This window comes from Pseudomonas sp. CFBP 13727 (genome assembly GCF_014841915.1).
GTDB classification, from domain to species: domain Bacteria; phylum Pseudomonadota; class Gammaproteobacteria; order Pseudomonadales; family Pseudomonadaceae; genus Aquipseudomonas; species Aquipseudomonas baltica.
The window spans coordinates 443,804-467,371 of record NZ_JACYUT010000003.1; the positions used below are offsets into that span (position 1 = coordinate 443,804).

Annotated in this window: 18 protein-coding genes; 11 read left to right on the top strand and 7 right to left on the bottom strand. The window is 63.6% G+C overall.

Annotated features, from left to right (window positions below):
* Positions 1–195: 195 nt before the first annotated feature.
* Together purL and IFT76_RS12775 are read left to right on the top strand one after the other, a co-directional pair.
* Entirely contained in the window at positions 196–4,095 is a 3,900-nt protein-coding gene (gene purL, locus IFT76_RS12770) for a phosphoribosylformylglycinamidine synthase (RefSeq protein ID WP_192058651.1), read from the top strand.
* 19 nt (positions 4,096–4,114) lie between these two features.
* Positions 4,115–4,426, top strand: coding sequence for a Nif3-like dinuclear metal center hexameric protein (locus IFT76_RS12775; protein ID WP_122475694.1), 312 nt, complete (start codon positions 4,115–4,117; stop codon positions 4,424–4,426).
* A 15-nt stretch (positions 4,427–4,441) separates the two neighbouring features.
* On the opposite strand, the gene IFT76_RS12780 is transcribed toward IFT76_RS12775, so the two are convergent.
* The 5 genes from IFT76_RS12780 to IFT76_RS12800 all read right to left on the bottom strand — a co-directional run bounded on the left by IFT76_RS12780 (position 4,442) and on the right by IFT76_RS12800 (position 14,720).
* The gene (locus IFT76_RS12780) at positions 4,442–6,904 is read right to left on the bottom strand and encodes a two-partner secretion domain-containing protein (RefSeq protein WP_192058653.1); all 2,463 of its coding nucleotides are present in this window, start codon (positions 6,902–6,904) and stop codon (positions 4,442–4,444) included.
* Positions 6,905–7,063: 159 nt separating this feature from the next.
* On the bottom strand, positions 7,064–11,650 hold the full coding sequence (locus IFT76_RS12785; protein ID WP_192058655.1) for a hemagglutinin repeat-containing protein: 4,587 nt from the start codon (positions 11,648–11,650) through the stop codon (positions 7,064–7,066).
* Positions 11,651–11,669: 19 nt separating this feature from the next.
* Positions 11,670–13,346, bottom strand: a complete 1,677-nt coding sequence (locus IFT76_RS12790) for a ShlB/FhaC/HecB family hemolysin secretion/activation protein (RefSeq protein WP_192058657.1) — start codon at positions 13,344–13,346, stop codon at positions 11,670–11,672.
* Positions 13,347–13,556: 210 nt separating this feature from the next.
* The gene (locus tag IFT76_RS12795; RefSeq protein ID WP_122475109.1) at positions 13,557–14,114 is read right to left on the bottom strand and encodes a L,D-transpeptidase family protein; all 558 of its coding nucleotides are present in this window, start codon (positions 14,112–14,114) and stop codon (positions 13,557–13,559) included.
* 51 nt (positions 14,115–14,165) lie between these two features.
* Positions 14,166–14,720 carry an NUDIX hydrolase gene (locus IFT76_RS12800; protein ID WP_185795054.1) on the bottom strand — a complete coding sequence of 185 codons (555 nt, stop codon included), beginning with the start codon at positions 14,718–14,720 and terminating at the stop codon, positions 14,166–14,168.
* Between the two features lie 135 nt (positions 14,721–14,855).
* On the opposite strand from IFT76_RS12800, the gene IFT76_RS12805 reads away from it, so the two are divergent.
* From IFT76_RS12805 to purT, 4 genes are all read left to right on the top strand, one after another.
* The gene (locus IFT76_RS12805; protein WP_192058659.1) at positions 14,856–15,455 is read left to right on the top strand and encodes a CoA pyrophosphatase; all 600 of its coding nucleotides are present in this window, start codon (positions 14,856–14,858) and stop codon (positions 15,453–15,455) included.
* Positions 15,456–15,517: 62 nt separating this feature from the next.
* Positions 15,518–16,042: a gamma carbonic anhydrase family protein gene (locus IFT76_RS12810; protein WP_122475104.1), complete on the top strand. Its 525-nt coding sequence runs from the start codon at positions 15,518–15,520 to the stop codon at positions 16,040–16,042.
* Positions 16,039–16,239 carry a DUF1289 domain-containing protein gene (locus IFT76_RS12815; protein ID WP_192058661.1) on the top strand — a complete coding sequence of 67 codons (201 nt, stop codon included), beginning with the start codon at positions 16,039–16,041 and terminating at the stop codon, positions 16,237–16,239. The genes IFT76_RS12810 and IFT76_RS12815 overlap by 4 nt, the downstream gene beginning before the upstream one ends.
* Before the next feature lie 124 nt (positions 16,240–16,363).
* Positions 16,364–17,545, top strand: a complete 1,182-nt coding sequence (gene purT / locus IFT76_RS12820) for a formate-dependent phosphoribosylglycinamide formyltransferase (protein ID WP_192058663.1) — start codon at positions 16,364–16,366, stop codon at positions 17,543–17,545.
* A gap of 63 nt (positions 17,546–17,608) precedes the next feature.
* Here the strand turns inward: purT and IFT76_RS12825 are convergent, their stop codons facing one another.
* Together IFT76_RS12825 and IFT76_RS12830 are read right to left on the bottom strand one after the other, a co-directional pair.
* Positions 17,609–18,844: a transporter associated domain-containing protein gene (locus IFT76_RS12825; RefSeq protein ID WP_122475098.1), complete on the bottom strand. Its 1,236-nt coding sequence runs from the start codon at positions 18,842–18,844 to the stop codon at positions 17,609–17,611.
* A gap of 10 nt (positions 18,845–18,854) precedes the next feature.
* Complete coding sequence (locus IFT76_RS12830; protein ID WP_122475097.1) at positions 18,855–19,667, bottom strand: cytochrome C assembly family protein; 813 nt, start codon at positions 19,665–19,667, stop codon at positions 18,855–18,857.
* 167 nt (positions 19,668–19,834) lie between these two features.
* Between IFT76_RS12830 and ffh the strand changes: the two genes are divergently transcribed.
* The 5 genes from ffh (at position 19,835) to rplS (ending at position 23,417) form a co-directional block, all read left to right on the top strand.
* Positions 19,835–21,217, top strand: coding sequence for a signal recognition particle protein (gene ffh, locus IFT76_RS12835; protein ID WP_122475095.1), 1,383 nt, complete (start codon positions 19,835–19,837; stop codon positions 21,215–21,217).
* A 257-nt stretch (positions 21,218–21,474) separates the two neighbouring features.
* Positions 21,475–21,726 (top strand): 30S ribosomal protein S16, encoded by a 252-nt coding sequence (rpsP, locus tag IFT76_RS12840; RefSeq protein WP_043193034.1) that lies wholly within the window; start codon positions 21,475–21,477, stop codon positions 21,724–21,726.
* 5 nt (positions 21,727–21,731) lie between these two features.
* A complete protein-coding gene (gene rimM, locus IFT76_RS12845) occupies positions 21,732–22,268 on the top strand; it encodes a ribosome maturation factor RimM (RefSeq protein WP_122475093.1) in 537 nt (178 codons plus the stop codon).
* Positions 22,269–22,271: 3 nt separating this feature from the next.
* A complete protein-coding gene (gene trmD, locus IFT76_RS12850) occupies positions 22,272–23,024 on the top strand; it encodes a tRNA (guanosine(37)-N1)-methyltransferase TrmD (protein WP_122475091.1) in 753 nt (250 codons plus the stop codon).
* Between the two features lie 42 nt (positions 23,025–23,066).
* Positions 23,067–23,417 carry a 50S ribosomal protein L19 gene (gene rplS, locus IFT76_RS12855; RefSeq protein WP_043193039.1) on the top strand — a complete coding sequence of 117 codons (351 nt, stop codon included), beginning with the start codon at positions 23,067–23,069 and terminating at the stop codon, positions 23,415–23,417.
* Positions 23,418–23,568 lie beyond the last annotated feature (151 nt).

A 23,568-nucleotide genomic window follows, 5' to 3' on the forward strand; every position in this document is an offset into this window, starting at 1 on the left:
GCAAACGGTCGCTCGAGCCATATCTCGACAGCAGGCGAAGGAGTCTGGTAGAGCGCAGCGCAACCTCTTGCCGGCCCCCGGCAAGGGATCTGACGAACGATCGCGCTGTTTTTCCATCCGTCGGGTGCCTAGGTGAATGGTTTAGGCTAGAATGCACGGCCTCCAAGCACACCCCCTTTCGAGGCTGTCCCGACGATGTTGATCCTGCGCGGCGCTCCTGCCCTTTCTGCCTTTCGCCACGGTAAATTACTCGAGCAACTGAGCCAGAAGGTCCCCGCTGTTACTGGCCTGTATGCTGAATTCGCCCACTTCGCCGAAGTCGAAGGCGAGCTGGCCAGCGACGACCGGCAAGTCCTTGCCCGTCTGCTCAAGTACGGTCCCAGCGTTCCCGTTCAGGAGCCCACCGGGCGGCTGTTCCTGGTGCTGCCGCGCTTCGGTACGATTTCGCCGTGGTCGAGCAAGGCCAGCGATATCGCGCACAACTGCGGCCTGACCCAGATTCAGCGTCTGGAGCGCGGCATTGCCTTTTATGTGTCTGGTGATTTCAGCGAAGCCGAAGCCGAGCTGATCGGTGCCGTCCTGCACGATCGCATGACCCAGGTGGTGCTGGCCCGTCTGGAAGACGCCGCCGGCTTGTTCCGTCACGCCGAACCCAAGCCACTCACCGCCGTGGATATCCTGGGTGGCGGTCGTGCCGCGCTGGAACGGGCCAACGTCGAGCTGGGCCTGGCCCTGGCCGAAGACGAAATCGACTACCTGGTCAGCAGCTTCCAGGGGCTGGCGCGCAATCCGCACGACATCGAGCTGATGATGTTCGCCCAGGCCAACTCCGAGCACTGCCGCCACAAGATATTCAACGCCAGTTGGGACATCGACGGTCAGAGCCAGGAAAAAAGCCTGTTCGGCATGATCAAGAACACCTATCAGATGCACAGCGAAGGCGTGCTGTCAGCCTACAAGGACAACGCTTCGGTCATCGTCGGCAGCGTCGCCGGGCGTTTCTTCCCGAACCCTGAAACCCGCCAGTACGGCGCGGTGCAGGAGCCGGTGCACATCCTGATGAAGGTGGAAACCCATAACCACCCGACGGCGATCGCGCCCTTTCCGGGCGCCTCCACCGGCTCCGGCGGCGAGATCCGCGATGAAGGCGCGACCGGCCGCGGCGCCAAGCCCAAGGCTGGCCTGACCGGTTTCACCGTGTCCAACCTGAACATTCCCGGTTTCGAACAGCCGTGGGAAAAACCCTACGGCAAGCCCGAGCGCATCGTCACCGCGCTGGACATCATGATCGACGGCCCGCTGGGCGGCGCGGCGTTCAACAATGAATTCGGTCGCCCGGCCCTGACCGGCTATTTCCGCACGTTCGAGCAGCGCATCGACACCCCCCACGGTGAAGAAGTGCGCGGCTACCACAAGCCGATCATGCTCGCCGGCGGGATGGGCAACATCCGCGCCGAACACGTGCAGAAAGGCGAGATCACCGTCGGTTCCAAACTGATCGTGCTCGGTGGTCCTGCCATGCTCATCGGCCTGGGCGGCGGCGCTGCTTCCTCCATGGCCACCGGCACCAGCTCGGCGGACCTGGACTTCGCTTCGGTACAGCGCGAAAACCCGGAGATGGAGCGTCGCTGCCAGGAAGTCATCGACCGTTGCTGGCAGCTGGGCGACAGGAATCCCATCAGCTTCATCCACGACGTAGGTGCGGGCGGCCTGTCCAACGCATTCCCCGAACTGGTCAACGACGGTGGCCGTGGCGGCCGCTTCGAGCTGCGCAACGTACCCAACGACGAGCCGGGCATGGCCCCGCTGGAAATCTGGAGCAACGAATCCCAGGAACGCTACGTGCTGGCCGTGGACGCCGCCGACTTCGAGCGTTTCCAGGCCATCTGCGAGCGCGAGCGCTGCCCGTTCGCCGTCGTCGGCGAGGCCACTGCCGAGCCGCAATTGACCGTCACCGACAGCCACTTCGGCAACAACCCGGTCGACATGCCGCTCGAAGTGCTGCTGGGCAAGGCGCCGCGCATGCACCGCAGTGCCGTGCGCGAGCAGGAGCTGGGCGATGACTTCGATCCGGCCCAGCTGGACCTGGCCGACTGCATCGAACGCGTCCTGCATCACCCTGCGGTGGCCAGCAAGAGCTTTCTGATCACCATTGGCGACCGCACCATCACCGGCCTGGTGGCACGCGACCAGATGGTCGGCCCGTGGCAGGTACCGGTGGCCGATGTCGCCGTCACCGCCACCAGCTTCGACGTCTACAGCGGCGAGGCCATGGCCATGGGCGAACGCACGCCGCTGGCGCTGCTCGACGCCCCGGCTTCGGCACGCATGGCGGTCGGTGAAACCCTGACCAACATCGCCGCGTCCAGCATCGCGAAAATCTCCGACATCAAGCTGTCCGCCAACTGGATGTCCGCTGCTGGCCATCCGGGCGAGGACGCGCGTCTGTACGATGCCGTGCAAGCGGTCGGCATGCAGCTGTGCCCCGAGCTGGGCATCACCATTCCGGTCGGCAAGGACTCCATGTCCATGAAGACCCAATGGAGCGAAGAGGGCACCGACAAGAGCGTGACCTCGCCGATGTCGCTGATCATCACCGGCTTCGCGCCCGTGGTCGACATTCGCAAGACCCTGACTCCGCAACTGCGCATGGACAAGGGTGAAACCGACCTGATCCTCATCGACCTGGGGCGTGGCCAGAACCGCATGGGCGCCTCGATCCTGGCCCAGGCACACGGCAAGTTGGCCAGCCGCGCGCCGGACGTCGACGATGCCGAAGACCTCAAGGCGTTCTTCGCCGTGATCCAGGGGCTCAATGCCGACGGCCACTTGCTGGCCTACCATGACCGTTCCGACGGTGGCCTGCTGGCCAGCACGGTGGAAATGGCCTTCGCCGGTCACTGCGGTCTCAACCTGCAACTGGCCACCGTGGCGCACAGCCGCGAGGAAATTGCGGCAGTGCTGTTCAACGAAGAACTGGGTGCAGTCATCCAGGTGCGTCAGGACGCCACGCCGATGATTCTGGCGCAGTTCAGCGCCGCGGGCCTGGGCAACGACTGCGTGGCGGTGGTCGGCCAGCCGATCAACAACGGCGCGGTGAACATTCGCTACCACGACGACCTGCTGTTCAGCGGCGAGCGCCGCCTGCTGCAACGTCAGTGGGCCGAGACCAGCTACCAGATCCAGCGCCTGCGCGACAACGCTGCCGGTGCCGATCAGGAATTCGATGCGCTGCTCGAAGAAGACAATCCAGGGCTGAGCTTCAACCTCAGCTACGATGTCGACGAAGACATCGCCGCCCCGTACATCAAGAAGAACGTCCGTCCACAGGTCGCCGTGCTGCGCGAACAGGGCGTCAATGGTCAGGTCGAAATGGCTGCGGCCTTCGACCGTGCAGGCTTCAACGCCATCGACGTGCACATGAGCGATATTCTCGCCGGACGTGTCGACCTGAACGAGTTCAAGGGTCTGGTTGCCTGCGGTGGCTTCTCCTACGGCGACGTCCTGGGTGCCGGTGAAGGCTGGGCCAAGTCGGCACTGTTCAATGCCCGTGCCCGTGATGCGTTCCAGCAGTACTTCGAGCGCAGCGACAGCTTCACCCTCGGCGTGTGCAACGGCTGCCAGATGATGTCCAATCTGCACGAGTTGATTCCAGGCAGCGAGTTCTGGCCGCACTTCGTGCGCAACCGGTCCGAGCAGTTCGAGGCACGGGTTGCCATGGTCCAGGTGCAGGAGTCCAACTCGATCTTCCTCCAGGGCATGGCCGGTTCGCGCATGCCGATCGCCATCGCCCACGGTGAAGGTCATGCCGAATTCGCCACCGCGGACGCCTTGGTGCAAGCCGATGTGTCGGGCTGCGTGGCGCTGCGCTTCGTCGACAACCACGGCAAGGTCACCGAGCAGTACCCAGCCAACCCGAACGGCTCGCCGCGCGGGATCACCGGATTGACCAGCCGCGACGGCCGCGTGACCATCATGATGCCGCACCCGGAGCGGGTATTCCGCGCTGTGCAGAACTCCTGGAAGCCTGAGGAGTGGAACGAGGACGGCGCCTGGATGCGCATGTTCCGCAATGCCCGCGTGTGGGTGAACTGACAGGTCGGTGAACCAGCAGATGTTCAAACTGGCCTTCTTCGTTCCCGACAGCCATGTCGAAGCCGTCAAGAGCGCTGTATTCGCCGCCGGTGGCGGTCGCATCGGTGCTTACGACAACTGCGCATGGCAGGTGTTGGGGCACGGTCAGTTTCGGCCATGTGATGGCAGCCAGCCATTTCTGGGTCAGGCCGATACACTGGAAAAGGTCGAAGAGTGGAAGGTCGAGCTGGTAGTGGCCGATTCACTCATTGAACCGGTGGTCCAGGCATTGCGCCTGGCCCACCCGTATGAAACCCCTGCCTTCGAAGTGTGGCGACTGCACGATCTGTGAGTCGCCACGTTCCCCTCAGCGGATGCGTACCTGCTCATACAACCGCTTGACCGCCTCCAGGCCTGTGTTGCCCGTGGCTAGCTTGTGGCTGGTCTGCAGTTCATGGGCGCCTGCTGCCATTGCGTGAGTCGTGCCTCGTGCAACTTTGAGGCTCATGGGCTCGCTGCTGAACATTCCGGATTGTTCGCTCACGCCCGTTTTGTCGGTGCGGGTGAACTCGAAATTGGCCTGTTCGACTTCGCCTTTGCCAGCGTTTGGCTGCTGCGCCAGAGCTTCCTTGACCGGCGAATTCCACTTGCCGCCCAGCGCTGCCACTTCATTGAGCATTGTGCCTGGAGCCGTACCTTCGGCCAGCACGACACGCCCCTCGACACCGAGGATTTGCGTGCTGTCGGCGCGATGAGTGATCGCCAGCTTGCCCTTGACGTTGCCGCTCAGGTTGTCGGCCTGCAGACGTGCGCCGTCCAGACGTGCATCCATCTGGCTATCGAGCCTGAGCGTCGCAGCTCGTAGCTGCGCATTGTGCTGTGTCTGCTGCTGCTCGTTGCGGTAGCTGAGGCCAAGAGCCGGCTTGAGCGGATCACTGGCATCGGCGCTCAGTTGCTTGCGGTCCGATTGACGCTGGTCGCTGGCGCTTTCCAGATAGACACCGCCTGCGGTGGCCGCCAGCTTCATGCTGGCTGCGTCGGCCTGGACACCCTGCAGGTGCAGGGCGCGTGCCTTGCGAGCGCCGGCCTGCAGCGCCATGTCGCCCTTTACCTGCCACTGATTGCCGTGCTGATGTTGCGTGCTTTCGTCTCGTTGACCGAAGGTATGCAGACCTTCGGCACTCCTGGATTCACCACCACCCTTGAGGGTTGTCTTGTCCACGGCCGCGAGGCTGGTGAGGGTGCCTCCCGCCGTCACCTTCAGACTGCCAGCGGGCTTGTCCGGCGTGCCTATGTCCACACCGTTGAGCTGCACATCGCCGCTGGCGCGCAGGATCACGTCGCCTGGCGCATCGATCCGCGCCTTGCTCGCCGTGCGTTGCTGGTAAGCGCCGTCCTTGCCCATGCGGTCGAGGGTGGCGTGGGCGGGGTTGAACGCCAGGTTGGCACCGGCGTCGATCTGCACCGCGCCTTGCGAGGTGCCGATGCGGGTGCCTTCGTAGCGACCACTGCCGGTCAGGCGGATGTCGATGCCTTCGGCCGCGCTCAGGCTGCCGGCCTTGGCTGTGCTGGTGGTTGCCGCGCCCGCCTGGACCTTGTGCATGGCCGCCTTCATCTCATGGCTGTCGGCATGGATGGCGATCTTGCCCAGGGTGCTGGCGTACTCGGTACCGGTATCAGCCAGTTTGCCGCTGACATCCAGCGATACCGTGCCGCCCTGCAGGCGACTTGAGCCGGTATTGACCATGGATGCCGCGTTGACCTTCAACAGGCCGCCGCTGTTGATCTCCGCACCCTGGCTGCGCACACCGTCGGCGAGCAGGCGCACATCGGCTTCGCTGGCCAGGCGTGCCGCGCCCAGATTGAGCTGACGGCCGGCTGCCAGGTGGATCTCGCCCGCTCCGCCGTGCAGTTCGGTGGGGGTCTGTGGCTTGCCGGCGCGCGCAGGTGCATGCAGCGTGAGGTCGCCGGCCGATTCGATACGGATGCCTTGACCGGCCGTGAGTCGAGCGCCTGGCATCTTGATACCCGCGCCTTCCTCACTGCTGACGATGCGGATGCGCTTGTCCGTGGCCATCGCGCCGAGCAGGTTGGCATCGATGAGTTTGGTCGTGCGCGTGCTGCCGATCACACCATTGCTGGCGTAGTCGACGACATTGCTGCCCAGCACCAGGTCGATATCGGCGCCTGCGGCCATTGGCCCGCTGCTGACGATACTGGGTGCTATCAGCGCCAGGCTGCCGGCCGGGTTGCTGACACCGCCGCTGTCGACACGCAGCAACTGGTCGGTGGCCTGCGTATCGAACGTTGTCAGCCGACCGTCCTGGACAGTGGCCGCGCCGACCACGAAGGTGGCTCGTGGCGCGTTGACCAGGCTTGCGCCGTTGAGCGTGATGCCATTCGGGTTGGCCAGGACATAGTCTGCCGCGGCGCCGAAAACCACTTGCGGGCCGTTGATGTTGGAACGGTTGTGGCCGACCACCTCGTTGAGGATGGTGCTGGCGGCCGTGCCGCCCAGTTGTGGATTGGCCTTCAGCTCGCCGGCCATTTCACTCTTTCCAGCCACCAGGCTGTTGTTGAGCACCAGGCCCTGGGTGCCGACGTTGTATTCGCTGTAGACGTTGTGCGAAAGGCCGTTGGCATTGGGCGCAACGATGTCGATGACCGGTACTTTGTACTGGCCGTTGATGATTGGCGCCGTTTCGCCACCCGCAAACGCGGTCAGGCCATCGGCCCAGGCAGGGGAGCAGGGCACCAGCAGCGCGCTGGCGATGGCCAGCGGCAGCGAGCGCAGGGTCAGGTGGCGCAATTGTTCCATGGTATGAGGCATCGAGGTCTTTCCTTAGGTCCAGGATTGGCTGTGCATCGACCTGGGGGCCGATGCACGAGAGCTACCTTAGGAAGGGTGGGGCGGACGCGATAGCGGCAGCGCGCGCGGCCCATCGTAGGATGCGGCCCAAACGGATGTCGGGCCGGCGGAGAGTCATGCTCAGAGCGCGAGTTTTTCCACGCCCCCTGTCAGATACTGAGTGCGGTTGTGCCCGCCGGCGCGGAACAGCCCGGTATCGATCATCACCTCTTCGGGCTTGTCCTTCTGCAGATGGCTGTACAGGTCCTTGATCGCACCCAGTGACGGCGTCAGCGCCAGCAGGGAGACCGTTACCAGTCGGTCGCGCGCAGTCAGGTCACTGGTCTGCATCGAGTTCGGGTCCGGATGCAGCGCAGTGCCGCTGGTCTGCAATTGTGCGCCGACCAACTGGGTTGTCCCCAAGACCTCCAGGCCCAGGGTGTCGCGGCCATTGAGTACGGTACTCTGGGCCACGGTATCGCGCAGTTCGCGACGCATGTCGAAGCCCAGCTTGGCCGAGATATCGGTGGAGTAGGCGGCATTCAACTGGTCCAGGCGCTGCTTGCCCTTGCTCCCCCACTCGCCTGCCAGCTTTGCCAGGCTGCCGATCGCGCCCCACGGATCGCCACCCTTGCCGACTTCGGCCTCGGCATTGACCTTGGTCGCGTCAACGTTGTCCCTGACGCTGACTGCCCGCAGGCTGCCCACCGAACCGCTTATTGTGCCGGCATGCACTTGCGCGCCGCCCAGCAACAGCTCGCCCGGGCTGTTGTATTCCACTGTGCCCGCGGTGAGCCTGGCGTTGGCATAGGTGTCGCTCTTGAGCTTGTCGTAGTCGAGCTTGAACTGAACGTTGAACTCATCGAGTGCGTAGGACTGCTTCGCGCCGCCTGAATGGCCACCCAGGCTGAAGGTGGCGGAAATCAGCTTGTTGTCGCGATCGCTGGTCGACCGCGCGGCGATCACGGCGATACCCCCCTTGCGTGCGTCCAGCTTGATCCGGTCGGCCGTGGCGTGCAGGCCTTCGAGCAGTATCGCTGCCGCATGGTCACTGCCTGCCGTGACCGCCATGTCGTTGAGCACATGCCACTGTGCGCCGCGACGCAGTGCCGAATCCTCCGCAGTCTGACCGAATTCGAAGCCTGCGCTGCCTGCCACCGGCAAGCCGCCTGTCGATGGCCTGGCGCTGACCTTGAGCGAACCGCTGCCGCCATAGACATTGCCTTGGGCCCTGGCAGTGTCGATGCCGGCCAGTGCCACGACACTCTGGCCAGCGTCGATCGACAGGCTGCCCACCGGCGTCTGTTGCGAGCCGATGGCAGTGCCCTGCAGCATCACGTTGCCTTGCGCGCTCAATGTAACGGCGCCGGGGGTGTCCAGCCTGGCGCCGACGGCGAAGGTCTGGGTACTGTCGAGTACGGTGTATTGCCCGCTGCCGCCGATGGCGCCACCCTGAACCACAGGGGCTGGTGCGACCACCCCATTGAGCTGCGCTGCGCCCCGCCCGCGCGTGCCATCGTCATGCTTGACGATACTGTTGCCGGCTTGCAGGAACTGCAGGTTACCGCCGCTGTGGATCTGGATTGGCCCCTGCACACTGCTCATGACCGTGCCTTCATACAGGCCATCGGTGCCCAGCTGGATACGGATGCCGTTGTTGCCGAGCAGACTGCCGACTACTGCCGTATCCACCGTCTTGTATTGTGCGCTGCTGTGACCGCGGGCTGCGGCGCCCATGGCCCAGTCGGCGCCGGTCGAGGTTTCCAGCCTGGCAATGGCGTCCACCCCCAACGCGTCGATTGCGCTACGCACGCTGTTTCTGGCAGCGTCCATGACATGCCTGTCCGCGCTCAGCGCGATGGCGCCGATCGTGCTTTCGTACTGGGTACCGATATCGTGCAGCTTGCCGGTCACAGCGATATCGAGCTCACCCCCCTTGAACTGCGACACCCGGGCAATGTGCGTCAGCGACTGGGTATTGCGGTCCAGGTAGTCACCCTTGAGATTGATGCCCACGCTCCACGGCAGCAGGCCATCCTCCAGGCCACTGGCATACAGGCTGGTCTGGTCGACCCCGCTCCACAGCTTCTGTACCTGACGGGTAATGGCGCCGTAGTCCAGCGAGCTGCCCGCACTGAGCTTGATCTTGTTGTAGTCCAGGGCGGTCTTGGTGCTGTCGGTAACGGCCTGATTGTGGACACGGTCGGCGCGCACCTTCAACAACTGGCCTGCTTCCACCTGCGCGGCCTGGGTGGTCAGTGCCTTCGCGGTCAGGCGTACGTCGTTGCCGGCCTTGATCGAGCTGCGCGTGTTTACGTTCTCGCTGCGGCCGTCGGTGTCGGTCTGCAAGGCGAAAGCGGCGCCGGTACCGAAACGGTCAACGCCCGCAGTGATCTCGTAACCCACCGTTCTTCCGGTTTCCTGGTTGCGGAAACTGCGTTGCGCCTCGGTGGCCAGAATGCGCATGTCATCGGCATCGAGCAGCACGTTCTGTTCGGCTTGTACCGACGAGCCGACGATGGCCAGGCCCTGCCCGGCCTCGAGTGCGACGTTACCGCCCTTGAGCTGGCTGGCTTGATGCGTGTTCAGCCGGGCGGTGTCCAGCGTCCACTGTTGGCGCATCCCGGCACCGGCGTCCCACTGCCCGGCAGATCCCTGTGCGTCGCCTGGCTGGCCGGAGCCTGGCGTGGTCTGTTCGCCGAAAACGGTCAGTTTCCAGTCCTTGCCCTTGAGGGTGGATTCGCTGCTCTGCTGGCCGGCAGCGACCATCAGGTTGCGCTCGGCCTTGACCGTCAGATCGCCAGCGGTGGCAAGGCTCGATCCCACGATCAGGGTGTCGCGCTTGCCGTCCAGAAGCAGGGCGCCACTGGCGCTGAGGGAGCTGCCTTGATAGGTACTTTGCCTGCGGTCGTAGCGGCGGTCGGACGCGCTGAACAGCGCGGTGTCCTGGCGCGCATTCTCGATACGCTGGTGGGCTTGGGCACCTTGTACCCTGAGGTCTTGCGCAAGGCTTCGCAGGTCAATGTCCCGGGCCTCCAGCTGCGCGGCTATCAGGTCCACGCGATCGGCCTGGGCGGCGAGCTTGCCATTGCCTGCGGCAAGCCGGCTGCCGCGGTGGTCCAGGGTCTGCTCGCGGTCGTGCAGTTCGGTCGCCGAACGGCGGACGATCACGTGGCCCTCGCGACTGTCCTGCGCAACCGAGCCATGCAGAACGACGGTACCGATCTCCACCGCTTCGGTTGCTGCGAGGTTGAGGTCGCTGCGACTTTTCAAGTCGCTGCCCATGACTGTTATTGCCCGTCCCGTGAGGCTGATCGATTGGCCGTCGATCAGCGTCGAGGCTGCGCTCTGAGTGGTCTGGGTGGCCGTGCTGTCCAGGCGTTGAGCGCCCTGGCGTCGGTTGCTGACGGTGACGCGGTCAAGCCTGCGGTCGACATTGGCGGTCAGCTCCAGCGTATTGCCCGCGCCAATGCCTACGTCGCCGAGGCTGTTAACGTGGGTGGCGGCGAGCCTGGCATCGTTGCCCGCAGTCAGGGTCACGGACTGCGTGGCGTTCAGCGCATTCGCCAGATGCTCGGTATGCGTCAGCTCGACGGTGGTAGTGGTCGCCCCTGCCGGCAGGATGTACCAGTCGTTCTCCACACCGCTCCTGCGGCTGGATTCGACGGTGCGGGTCAACGTATCCAGGTTCAGATCGGCACCGGCGTCGGCGCTGATCGACGCGCCACTGATCGCCACCGACTTGATGTTCAGGTTCGCTGCCGAGCTCAGCCGCACATCGCCAGTGCCGGCGTCGAGTACACCCTGCGTGGCCAAGCCATCGCGCTTGGCGGTGCTGATCATGTTCAGTGCGCCCTGCGAAGCGATCTCGATGCCTTCACGCGCTGCGGTCCGACTGATGCCCATGTTGATGCCGGCACCTTCGCGGGTGCTCAGAATATTGATGCGATTGGCGTGCATGGCGCCCATCAGGCGCGCGTCGGTACTGAACGCGTTCTGCTGGACGTGGCTGACCTTCAGATCGCTGGCATCGACCTTGTGTGTGCCCAACAGAATGTCGAGCTTCTGCGCTGCGCTGATCGGCCCGCGCTGGTCGATCGTGGGGGAGATCAAGGCCAGCGAACCGCCGTTCACGGTCACCCCGCGGGTGTCTACCTTCAGCGCGGTGCGTGGGTCGATACCACCGTCGGTATTGAGCCCGGTGATCCTGCCGTTCTCGATCTGCGGCCGGCCAACCAGAAAGGTCGCCTGTTTGTCCATTTGCAGGTTGATTCGTGCGCCATTGAGCGAAATCCCGTTGGGGTTGCTCAGTACATAGTCGGCCGCTTGGCCGAAGATCACTTGTTCACCGTTGATGTCGGAGCGGCGTCGGCCGATCACTTCGTTGAGAATGGTGCTTGCCGCCTGGCCCTTGAACTGGCCGTTGGCCCGCACATTCAAGAATTCGCCGGCGACGTGCGCACGGCCGGCCTCAAGGCTGTTGTTCAGCACCACGCCGGGGACACCGACGTTGTATTGCTCGTAACGGTTGTGCGAAAGACCGGCGGCATTTGGCGCCACGATGTCGACGATCGGGGCGGCACCGGCATTGGTCATGACGATCGGTTTGGCACCCGGCTCGAAGGCCGGCTGGATGACGTCGGCGCTGGCCATGTAAGGCGCCAGTACGACACCGGCGATTGCCAGGCGCAAGGCGTCGCGCTGAACACAACGTGATGGTTTGGTCATGGGGATATCTACCTGTTTTTCAGAAGACTTGCGAAAGCCCGAAGGTCCAGAAACCTGGTTCCGGCGAAGCGCTGGCACGCCGATGCAGGCCGCGCTGATAATCCAGAGTGATCTGGCCGTCTGCCCAGCTCAGGGTGGCCCCGGCGCTCAAGCCGATGGCGTGCTGGGTCTCGACCTGGTTGTACGTGTGCCGGCCCCAGCCCGAGTCCAGCCCCGCATGTGGGGTCAGATACAGGCCTGGGGCGAGTAGCTGCGAAGTGCTCAGGGTGTTGCGCAACGTGGCCCCCTTGGAGACCGGCTGGCTGTCCAGACGATAGCCGCGCACGCTGGCGCTGCCGGCCAGGCGCATCTGCTCCAGGCTCGGTAGCGGGTCTGGGCTGTACTGCATGTCCAGTTCGCTGCTCCACGCCCAACGTCGATCGAGCAGATCGAACAGCGATCGGCGAGTGACGGTACCTCGGTATTTTTCGAAGTGCGGTTGCGGCGCATCATGCCGCAGGGGTGTGCGATCGCCCCCCAGCCAACCCTGCCCGCGGGAGTAGCCGAGGGCGCCACTCCACACCGAATCACCCAGGTGAGTCAGGTTGAGCCCGACGCTGGCGACGCTCAGCGTGGTGCGACCGTTGCGTACGGTAGTGCCGTCGAACAGCAGGTCGGTACGGGTCTGGTCCAGGCGCAGGTGACCATTGAGCAGGGTCGTCTGGTTGCGCCACAGGCTGCGATCCAGCTTCAGGCCATAGCTGTCCAGGCTCTGCGCCACCTCATGGCGGTTGGGCAGCGGGGCGCGGGACTCGAAACGACTCGCCGAAGCGTTCAGGGTCCAGCGCCCGTAGGGTATTTCGTAGAACATCCCGCCTTGGCGACTGCGGCCCGATCCACCGTCCAGGCTGTGGGCATAGCTGGCAGCCAGCGAATCATTGAGACGAAACGGGTTGTCCAGGCTCAGGCTCAGCTGTGCCTGGTGGCGCCCCGATGCATCGCTGCCACGGTTGTTCAGGCCGGTGCCCAGAGTCCAGGATTTGTGCGTGCCCTGTGGGCGCAGAACGATTCGCGTACCCCCCACCTGCTCGCCGGGAGCGATGTCCAGGATCAGGTCGACGGAGCGCAGCCGGTTGAGCTGGTCCAGGCCACTTTCCACATCGGTGAGCTTGAGCGGGCGACCGATCATCCCAGGGAAAGCGCTGCCCAGCGCCAGGTCGTCACTGCCGTCGGCGATTTCAATGGATTCGATGAAGCCTTCGAGCATGGCGATGACCAGCTCGCCATCTGCTGCGGGCATGCGAACGATATAGGGCCTGGCGGCGATATAGCCGGCCTTCACGTAGGCACCGGTCAAGGCCAGCAGCATCTGGTTGATGTCATCGACGCCGCTGCATGGCGCCACCCATGGCTGCAGGACACCTTGCAGCGCAGCGGTGTCCAGCAGCTGGTTGTCCTGCACGCGCACCGCGGACACCGGCCAGCACTCGCCATCACCTTGCTCGACCCGCTGCGGTGCGCGGCTGGCTGGCTCCGCCGCGTCTTCACGAAGGGTTTTCAGCCGTTGCGCCTGTTCGGCAGCGGCGCGCTCGTGGCGCTGGTTATCGAACTGACGCAGGATCTGGTCATTTAGCGGTTGCGCGCCGGTTTCGGCCAGCGCCATGGCGGGTGCGAAAAGCAGTGCGGATAACAGCCGGTCCTTGCGGAAAATCGTCATTGCAGCCCAGCCCCAATCGTCGACCAATCAATAGGCGGCCACTTTAAGAGGGGGGACTTCCCAGGGAACGGGCAGGGGAGAGGGGTTGTTGGTAGGAAGAATCTGACAGACAGTAGGAAAGGGCGGATTCGAAAAAGGAACCAGTTGTAGGATGGTTCCTATGACAGCTGAAGGAAGGTCAAGGCTGGGTCGGTAAAGAGAACGCCGTGCTCACGGCCGGATCTCGATCATTGTGCCGTCCTTGACCAGGCTCCACACCTCCCGCATGTCGTCGTTCTTCATGGCGATACAGCCATCGGTCCAGTCCAGGGTGGCGAAGTACCATTCCGGGTACTCCTCGTCGATCGGCGTGCCGTGGATCATGATCATGCTGCCCGGTGGAACGCCCTCGCGGCGGGCGCGGGCCGAGTCGCTGATGTTGGGATAGGAAACGTGCATCGCCAGGTTGAAGCGATCGCTGACCTTGCGCCAGTCGAGCCAGTAGAAGCCCTCGGGCGTGCGCTTGTCGCCCTCGCGCGCCTTCGCGCCCTGGGGTTGCTTGCCCAGCGAGATGCGGTAACTCTTGAGCGGCTCGCCACCGCTGATCAACTGCAACTGGCGACTGGTCTTGAGCACCAGCACCTTGTCGATCGGGTCCACGCCCAGGCGCTTGCTCGATTGCACCGCAGGGGCGATCTGGTCGACCGGCTTGCGTTCAACGGTAACGGTGAAGGCAGCCTGGGCGCTCACGGCGAAGCACAGGCAGAACAGGGCGGTCAGGCAACGCATCTATGGGATATTCCTGCAATGGAAACGCGCCGCTGGCGCCGGTGCGATGGGTCAGGCCTGTGGCCAGCGCGCGAGCAGCGGCCCCAGGCACTCGTTGCGAACCGGGTAGCTGTGCTCCAGCCGGTCGGCGAAAAAGTATTCTAAGGTACGGCCGACGGTGGGGAAAGCCAGCTCCGCCCAAGGGATCTGATTTTGCGCGAACAAGCCCACTTCCAGGCTTTCCTCGCCCACGGCAAACGAAGGCTCGGACATTTCGGCTCGGTAGAACACCTGCACCTGGCTGATGTGCGGCAGATCGAACACGGTGTACAACGCAAGGTTGGTCACCTGTGCGCAGGCTTCTTCGACGGTTTCCCGGCTGGCAGCCTGTTGCAGCGTTTCGCCGTTTTCCATGAAGCCTGCCGGCAGGGTCCAGAAACCACGGCGCGGCTCGATGGCCCGGCGGCACAGCAAGACCTGGTCCTGCCACACGGCGATGCAGCCCGCGACCACTTTGGGATTCTGGTAATGGACGAGGTGGCAATGCCCGCAGACGAATCGGGGGCGAGTATCGCCGGTAGGGATGCGCAGGGTTACCGGGTTGCCGCAATGGCTGCAGAAATTCATGCTCAGATCCTTGATGGCTGCCGCTATCTTGGCCGTAGTGCCGAGGTGCCGCAAGCCTGCGGCACGGCAAATCGAGCTTGGGCTGCCAGCGGCTTTTGGTGCATCATGCCAGCAGGCCACGGATCGAGAAACGCCATGCTGGACGAGCTACTTCGCCGAGTGAGCAACCATACGCCACGCACACTGGAAACCGACAGCCGTTTTCCCGAAGCGGCCGTGTTGCTGCCTATCACCCGCAGCGACGAGCCCGAGCTGGTACTGACACTGCGCGCCTCGGGGCTCTCGACCCATGGTGGCGAAGTGGCTTTCCCCGGCGGACGCCGCGACCCGCAAGACCCTGACCTGGTATTCACCGCCCTGCGCGAAGCCGAAGAGGAAATCGGCCTGCCGCCCGGGCTGGTGGAAATCATCGGTCCGCTCAGCCCGCTGGTGTCCAAGCACGGGCTCAAGGTCACGCCATTCGTGGGCATCATTCCTGACTATGTCGAATACCGACCCAACGATGCCGAAATCGCCGCGGTGTTTTCCGTGCCGCTGGAGTTCTTTCGGCAGGACCCGCGCGAGCACACCCACCGCATCGATTACCAGGGCCGCAGCTGGTACGTGCCCAGCTATCGCTTCGGCGAGTACAAGATATGGGGATTGTCGGCGATCATGATCGTCGAACTCGTCAACCTGATGTATGACGCCCGGATCAGCCTGCATCGGCCTCCCGAGCATTACACCGCCATCTGACCGTCATCTGAACGTAGTGCGGCGGGGCGCCGTGCCGACCATTGCCGCGTCGAGGAGATCACATGAAATACCGTCTGGGCGACTCGCGCGTCGAAACCCATCCCGACAGTTGGGTCGCACCCAATGCCACCCTCATCGGCAAGGTGCGCCTGCAGGCCGGGGCCAGCGTGTGGTTCGGCGCCGTGCTGCGCGGCGACAACGAGCTGATCGACATCGGCGAGCACAGCAACGTGCAGGACGGCACCGTGATGCATACCGATGCCGGCGTGCCGCTGACCATCGGTCGCGGCGTGACCATTGGCCACAATGCCATGCTGCATGGCTGCACTGTGGACGACTTCAGCCTGATCGGGATCAACGCCGTCATTCTCAACGGCGCCAGGATCGGCAAGCACTGCATCATCGGCGCCAACTCGCTGATTGCCGAGGGTAAGGAAATTCCCGATGGATCGCTGGTCATGGGCTCGCCGGGCAAGGTCGTGCGCGAGCTGAGCGAAGCCCAGAAGCGCATGCTCGAAGCCAGCGCCGCGCACTATGTGCACAATGCCCAGCGCTATGCTCGCGAACTGATCGAGCAGGACTCGTGAATTCTCTGCCCAAGCCGGTCAAGTCTCCGTGCATCAGTGTCTGCGCCCTGGATGAGCAGGATGTGTGCACGGGCTGCCAGCGCACCGCCGCGGAAATTACCCAGTGGGGGCGCATGAGCGACGACCAGCGCCGCGCCGTGCTGCGCCTCGCCCATGAGCGAGCCGTGGCCCAGGGCCTGGTATTTGCGGGCGGCTGATCCGGCCCTTGCCTGTGGGCGGCGAGACTGGCGCACGCAAAGCCGCGTTGAGTTAAAATGCCCGCCCCTGTCGGGTCGGCCTGCGTGCTGCCCCTCGATCCAGACGATTCCCTGAGGACCTGAAATGACCCGTATCGGAACCCCCCTGTCGCCGACCGCGACCCGCGTACTGCTGTGCGGCTGCGGCGAGCTGGGCAAGGAAGTGGTGATCGAGCTGCAACGCCTGGGCGTCGAAGTCATCGCCGTAGACCGTTACGCCGATGCGCCGGCCATGCAAGTGGCCCATCGCAGCCATGTCATCAACATGCTCGATGGCGCCGCCTTGCGGTCGGTCATCGAAGCGGAAAAACCGCACTATATCGTGCCTGAGATCGAGGCCATCGCCACCGCCACGCTGGTGGAGCTGGAGTCCGAAGGCTTCACCGTGGTGCCGACTGCGCGCGCAGCCCAACTGACCATGAACCGCGAGGGCATTCGCCGCCTGGCCGCCGAAGAGCTGGACCTGCCGACCTCGCCGTACCATTTTGCCGACACCTTCGAAGACTACGCGCGGGCCGTGCAGGACCTGGGTTTCCCGTGCGTGGTCAAGCCGGTCATGAGCTCTTCGGGCAAGGGCCAGAGCCTGCTGCGCTCGGCGGCCGATGTGCAGGAAGCGTGGGACTATGCCCAGGAGGGCGGGCGCGCCGGCAAGGGCCGTGTGATCATCGAAGGTTTCATCGACTTCGACTACGAGATCACCTTGCTGACCGTCCGCCACGTTGGCGGGACGACGTTCTGCGCACCGGTTGGCCACCGGCAGGAGAAGGGCGACTATCAAGAGTCCTGGCAGCCCCAGGCGATGAGCCCGGTGGCCCTGGCCGAGTCGGAGCGGGTGGCGCGTGCAGTGACTGAAGCCCTGGGTGGGCGCGGCCTGTTCGGCGTCGAACTGTTCATCAAGGGTGATCAGGTGTGGTTCAGCGAGGTCTCGCCGCGTCCGCACGATACCGGCCTGGTCACCCTGATTTCCCAGGATCTGTCCCAGTTCGCCTTGCACGCACGCGCCATTCTCGGGTTGCCGATCCCGCTGGTCCGGCAGTTCGGGCCATCCGCCTCGGCGGTGATCCTGGTCGAAGGCAACTCTCGCCAGACCGCCTTCGACAACCTCGGCGCGGCACTGGCCGAACCGGATACGGCGCTGCGTCTGTTCGGCAAGCCCGAGGTCAGTGGGCAACGGCGCATGGGCGTGGCCCTGGCCCGCGACGAATCGATCGAGGCAGCCCGGGCCAAGGCCACGCGCGCCTCGCAAGCGGTCAGGGTCGAACTGTAAGGTCTGAGTCGACCGGTGCCTGCCGAGCGGCGGCGCCGGTTTTGCGAGGGTGCGACACCGCCGTCACGCCGCTGGCAGGCTGCTCGCGTGCCATATAAGCACCCGTGACGCGCGGTTTTCCTCGGTCTCGAGAATTTCCATGCGATAGCGGCCGATCTTCAGGCACACCGCGCTGGCTGGAATGCTTTCCAGCGCCTCGGTGACCAGGCCGTTCAAGGTCTTGGGGCCATCGCTGGGCAGGTGCCAGCCCAGGCTCTTGTTGATGTCGCGAATGGAAGCCTGGCCTTCGACCACGAAGCGGCCATCCAGCTGCGGATGGATATGCGGATTGGCCAGCGCATCGTCATCTTCGAACTCGCCGACGATCTCTTCCAGAATGTCTTCCAGGGTGACGATGCCCTGTACCTCGCCGTATTCGTCGACGACGATGCCCAATCGGCGTTGCTGCTTGTGGAAATTCAGCAGCTGCATCTGCAGGGGCGTGCTTTCCGGCACGAAGTAAGCCTCATAGCAGGCGGCCAGCAAGGCCTCGATGGTGAGTTCGCGGTGAGGCAGCAGGTGGCTGATCTGGCGGGTATTGAGCACCCGTTCGACATGGTTGATGTCGTTGTGGAAGACCGGCAGGCGGGTATGGCGGCTGATCATCAGCTGGTCGATGATCTCGTCCAGCGAATCTTCCAGGTTGATGCCGTCGATTTCGTTGCGCGGCACCAGGATGTCGTTGACGGTGATCTTGTCCAGCGCATGGATGCTGTTGGCCAGGTGCGGTTTGTTGCTGCGCGCTTCGGCGGCCAGTTCGTCCAGCACACTGCGCGGTATGGCAGGCTCCTGCTGGGCGCCTTTGCCGGGTTCCTTGCGGGCGAAGGGCACGACCAGCAGCCGCGCGGCGCCGTCCAGTAGCCATGCCAGCGGCCAGACCAGCTTGAGTGGCGGCGCCAGCAACGCATTGGCCATGCCGATGAACGGCCGCGGGTAGCGCTGGGCAAGGCGGCGTGGCAGGTAGTCGGCCAGCACCAGCAGGGCGAGCGTGGTGCCCAGGCCACCGAGCCAGGCGCCATGGGCGCCGCGCAGATAGATGCCAAGCGTTACCCCCAGGGTCACCGCCATGGCACGGGCCAGGGTATTGAGCAGCACCAGGCTGGGCAGCGGCGCCTGCAGCGCCGGTCGATCGCCATTGCGCCCGGTAGGGCGCTGTGCGGCCAGCGTGTGCAGCGCGGCTTCCACTGCGCAAAGCAGCGCGGCGAGGAGAATTGCCAGCGCCAGCGCGCCGAGCATCGGCCCTAGGGGCAGAGTGTCCATGGGTGACCTGTCAGATGTGCAGAATGTATTCGCGAACCAGCTTGCTGCCGAAATAGGCCAGCATCAGCAGGCAGAAGCCGGCCAGGGTCCAGCGAATGGCCTTGTGCCCGCGCCAGCCCAGGCGATTGCGTCCCCACAGCAGCACGCTGAAAACGATCCAGGCCAGGCAGGCGAGCAGGGTCTTGTGCACCAGGTGTTGCGCGAACAGGTTCTCGACGAACACCCAGCCTGAAATCAGTGACAGCGACAGCAGTGCCCAGCCGGCCCAGATGAAACCGAACAGCAGGCTTTCCATGGTCTGCAGCGGCGGGAAATTCTTGATCAGCCCTGCCGGATGCTTGTGCTTGAGCTGGTGGTCCTGCAGCAACAGCAGCAACGACTGGAACACGGCGATGGTGAACATGCCATAGGCCAGGATGGACAGCAGGATGTGCGTGAGAATGCCTGGCTCTTCGTGGATCAGCGGTGCAGTCCCGCCGGGCGCGAACTGGGCGATCAGGATTGTCGCCAGACCCAGGGGAAACAGCAGCACCAGCAGGTTTTCCACGGGTATCTGGCTGGTGGCCAGCAGGGTCAGGGCGATCACCGCCACGGCGATCAGGCTGGCCGCGCTGAAGAAGTCCAGGCTCAGCCCCAGGGGGGTGAGCAACTGCGAGAACAACGCGCAGCCGTGGGCAATCACGGCCAGGAAGCCGAACAGGTAGAGCACGCGCTTGTCAGCCTTGCCGCCTTGGCCGATACGGGTTGCCTGATAGGCAGTCGCAGCGGCATACAGGCAGGCGGCGGCGAGGGTGGGGATTAGACTGGGTGACAAGGGGAGCATAGGTCCTGTGGAGCACAAGCCGGAAAGTGCCTGAGTTTGGCATCAAATGCCCGCCGACGAAAGACTGCATACCGCGCAGTGTCCGTGGCACCCACTCTTGGTTATAATCGCCGGCCTGCTCTTGCCGCCACAACCTCGGCTCAACCAGAGCCAGAAAGGATCGCGACATGTTTGAAAACCTTACAGACCGCCTCTCGCAGACGCTTCGCCACGTTACCGGCAAAGCCAAGCTGACCGAGGACAACATCAAAGACACCCTGCGCGAAGTGCGCATGGCGCTGCTCGAAGCCGACGTTGCCTTGCCGGTGGTGAAGGACTTCGTCAACAAGGTCAAGGAGCGTGCGGTCGGCACCGAGGTTTCGCGCAGCCTGACCCCAGGCCAGGCGTTCGTGAAGATCGTCCAGGCCGAGCTCGTCGAGATGATGGGCGCGGCCAACGAGGAACTGAGCCTGGCGGTGACCCCGCCGGCGGTCATCCTCATGGCCGGCCTGCAGGGTGCGGGCAAGACCACCACCGCCGGCAAGCTGGCGCGCTACCTCAAGGAGCGCAAGAAGAAGACGGTGATGGTGGTGTCGGCAGACGTCTACCGCCCGGCAGCCATCAAGCAGCTGGAAACCCTGGCCAACGATATCGGCGTGACCTTCTTCCCGTCGGACATCAGCCAGAAGCCCGTGGACATCGCCAACGCCGCGATCCGCGAGGCCAAGCTCAAGTTCATTGACGTGGTCATCCTCGACACCGCCGGGCGCCTGCACATCGACGCCGAGATGATGGGCGAGATCCAGCAGCTGCACGCGGCGGTCAAGCCTGCCGAAACCCTGTTTGTGGTCGACGCCATGACCGGCCAGGACGCAGCCAACACGGCCAAGGCCTTCGGTGATGCGCTGCCGCTCACCGGTGTGATCCTGACCAAGGTCGACGGCGACGCTCGCGGCGGTGCCGCACTGTCGGTGCGTGCCATCACCGGCAAGCCGATCAAGTTCATCGGCATGGGCGAGAAGAGCGAAGCGCTCGAGCCGTTCCACCCCGACCGCATCGCCTCGCGCATCCTGGGCATGGGCGACGTGCTCAGCCTGATCGAGCAAGCCGAGCAGTCGCTGGACAAGGACAAGGCCGACAAGCTGGCCAAGAAGCTGAAGAAGGGCAAGGGCTTCGACCTCGAAGACTTCCGCGACCAGCTCGTACAGATGAAGACCATGGGCGGCCTCGGTGGCCTGATGGACAAGCTGCCGAGCATCGGCGGTGTGAACCTCTCGCAGATGGGCAACGCCCAGAACGTCGCCGAGAAGCAGTTCAAGCAGATGGAAGCCATCATCAATTCCATGACCCCGGCCGAGCGTCGCGACCCCGAGGTGATCAGCGGCTCGCGCAAGCGTCGCATCGCCATGGGCTCGGGTACCCAGGTGCAGGACATCGGTCGCTTGATCAAGCAGCACAAGCAGATGCAGAAGATGATGAAGAAGTTCTCGACCAAGGGCGGCATGGCCAAGATGATGCGCGGTATGGGCGGCATGCTGCCCGGCGGCGGTGGCGGCATGCCCAAGATGTAACCCATTGCGTCGGTACGAGAACCCTGTGGGAGCCTGCTCCCACAAGCACATCCCTCGTGCCGATGAATACCCTGGCCATGTGGCCAAACTCCGTTGCTTGCAACGGCTCATAGGCAAATCCTCGCTGCAAGCCTCGACCTATCGGAAAAAGGCATTTGCAAATGTCCGTGTATTCCTTGAGAATATGCGGCCTTTCGGGCACCCGTGTGCCCGCTGTGCATTATGATTTGCAGCACCGACTACAGGAACGATGTTCAATGCTAACCATCCGTCTTGCCCGTGGCGGCTCCAAAAAGCGCCCGTTTTACCAACTGACCGTAACCGACTCGCGCAACCCGCGTGACGGTTCCCACAAAGAGCACGTGGGTTTCTTCAACCCTGTTGCCCGTGGTCAGGAAATCCGTCTGTCCGTGAACCAAGAGCGCGTCAACCACTGGTTGAGCGTTGGTGCACAGCCTTCTGAGCGCGTTGCTCAGTTGCTGAAGGAAAATGCCAAGGCCGCGGCCTGAGCAATATGAACGCGACGCCAGATTCCGCTGATGACTTGATCGTCGTCGGCAAGATTTTCTCGGTACACGGCGTTCGCGGCGAGGTGAAGGTCTTTTCCTTTACCGATCCGATTGAAAACCTGCTGCAGTACACCTCCTGGACGCTCCGGCGCGAAGGCGTGACCAAGCAGGTAGAGCTGGTCAGCGGCCGATCCACGCAAAAGGATCTGGTTGCCAAGTTGAAAGGCCTGGACGATCGCGACGAAGCACGTCTTCTGTCCGGTTACGAGATTTGCATCTCGCGCAGCCTTTTGCCCGACCTGGCCGAAGATGACTACTACTGGTATCAGCTTCAGGGCCTGAAAGTCATCGACCTGCAAGAGCAATTGCTCGGCACCGTCGATCACCTGTTGGAGACCGGCGCCAACGATGTAATGGTGGTGAAGCCCTGCGCGGGCAGCCTGGATGATCGTGAACGCCTGTTGCCCTATACGGCGCAATGCGTGTTGAAGGTCGACCTGGCCGCTGGCGAGATGAGGGTGGATTGGGACGCGGACTTCTAGGCGATGGCAACCCTTCGCGTGGAAGTGATCACCCTGTTCCCCGAGATGTTCTCGGCCATCAGCGAGTACGGCATTACCAGCCGCGCGGTGAAACAGGGGTTGTTGCAATTGACCTGCTGGAATCCGCGGGACTACACCACGGACCGTCACCACACAGTGGATGACCGGCCCTTCGGCGGTGGTCCGGGAATGGTGATGAAGATCAAGCCCCTGGAAGACGCTCTGGTTCAGGCCAAGGCTGCGGCAGGGGAAGCGGCGAAGGTGATCTACCTTTCGCCCCAGGGCCGGCCGCTGGTACAGGGTGCGGTGAAACAACTGGCGACCTCCGAATCCTTGATTCTGATCGCCGGGCGGTACGAAGGCATCGACGAGCGTTTCATTGAAGCTCATGTCGATGAAGAGTGGTCTGTTGGCGACTATGTGCTGTCGGGCGGTGAATTGCCTGCCATGGTCCTGATCGATGCGGTTACACGGCTGCTGCCCGGAGCTTTGGGGCATGCGGACTCTGCGGAGGAAGATTCCTTCACCGACGGTCTGCTGGATTGCCCGCACTACACCCGACCGGAGGTGTATGCGGATCAGCGTGTTCCCGACATATTGCTTAGCGGCAATCATGCACACATCCGGCGCTGGCGTTTGCAGCAGTCCCTTGGGCGGACCTACGAACGACGTGCCGATCTTCTGGAAAGACGCTCGCTTTCTGGAGAAGAGAACAAGCTGCTGGCGGAGTACCTCCGCGAGCGGGACGATAGTTAACGTATCGATGGTAAGTCAGACGATTTACCTTAGGAGCACAGCATGACCAACAAAATCATCCTTGCACTCGAAGCAGAGCAGATGACCAAAGAAATCCCTCCCTTTGCCCCGGGCGACACCATTGTCGTTCAGGTGAAAGTGAAGGAAGGCGATCGCTCGCGTCTGCAGGCGTTCGAAGGCGTTGTTATCGCCAAGCGCAACCGCGGCGTGAACAGTGCTTTCACCGTTCGTAAAATCTCCAACGGTGTAGGTGTAGAGCGTACTTTCCAGACCTACAGCCCGCAGATCGACAGCATGGCCGTGAAACGTCGTGGTGACGTGCGCAAAGCCAAGCTGTACTACCTGCGCGACCTGTCTGGTAAAGCAGCACGTATCAAGGAAAAACTGTCCTGAGTACAGTTTGTTTCTGATGCAGGAAAAGGCAGCCTTCGGGCTGCCTTTTTTGTGGGCGAAAGTGTGTAGGCGAGCGTGAACGGGTGGGTAAGGTTCATGTGGGAGGGGGGCGGGCGGCGAGCCCTCTGCCCGCGAAGGCGTCGCCCTGACG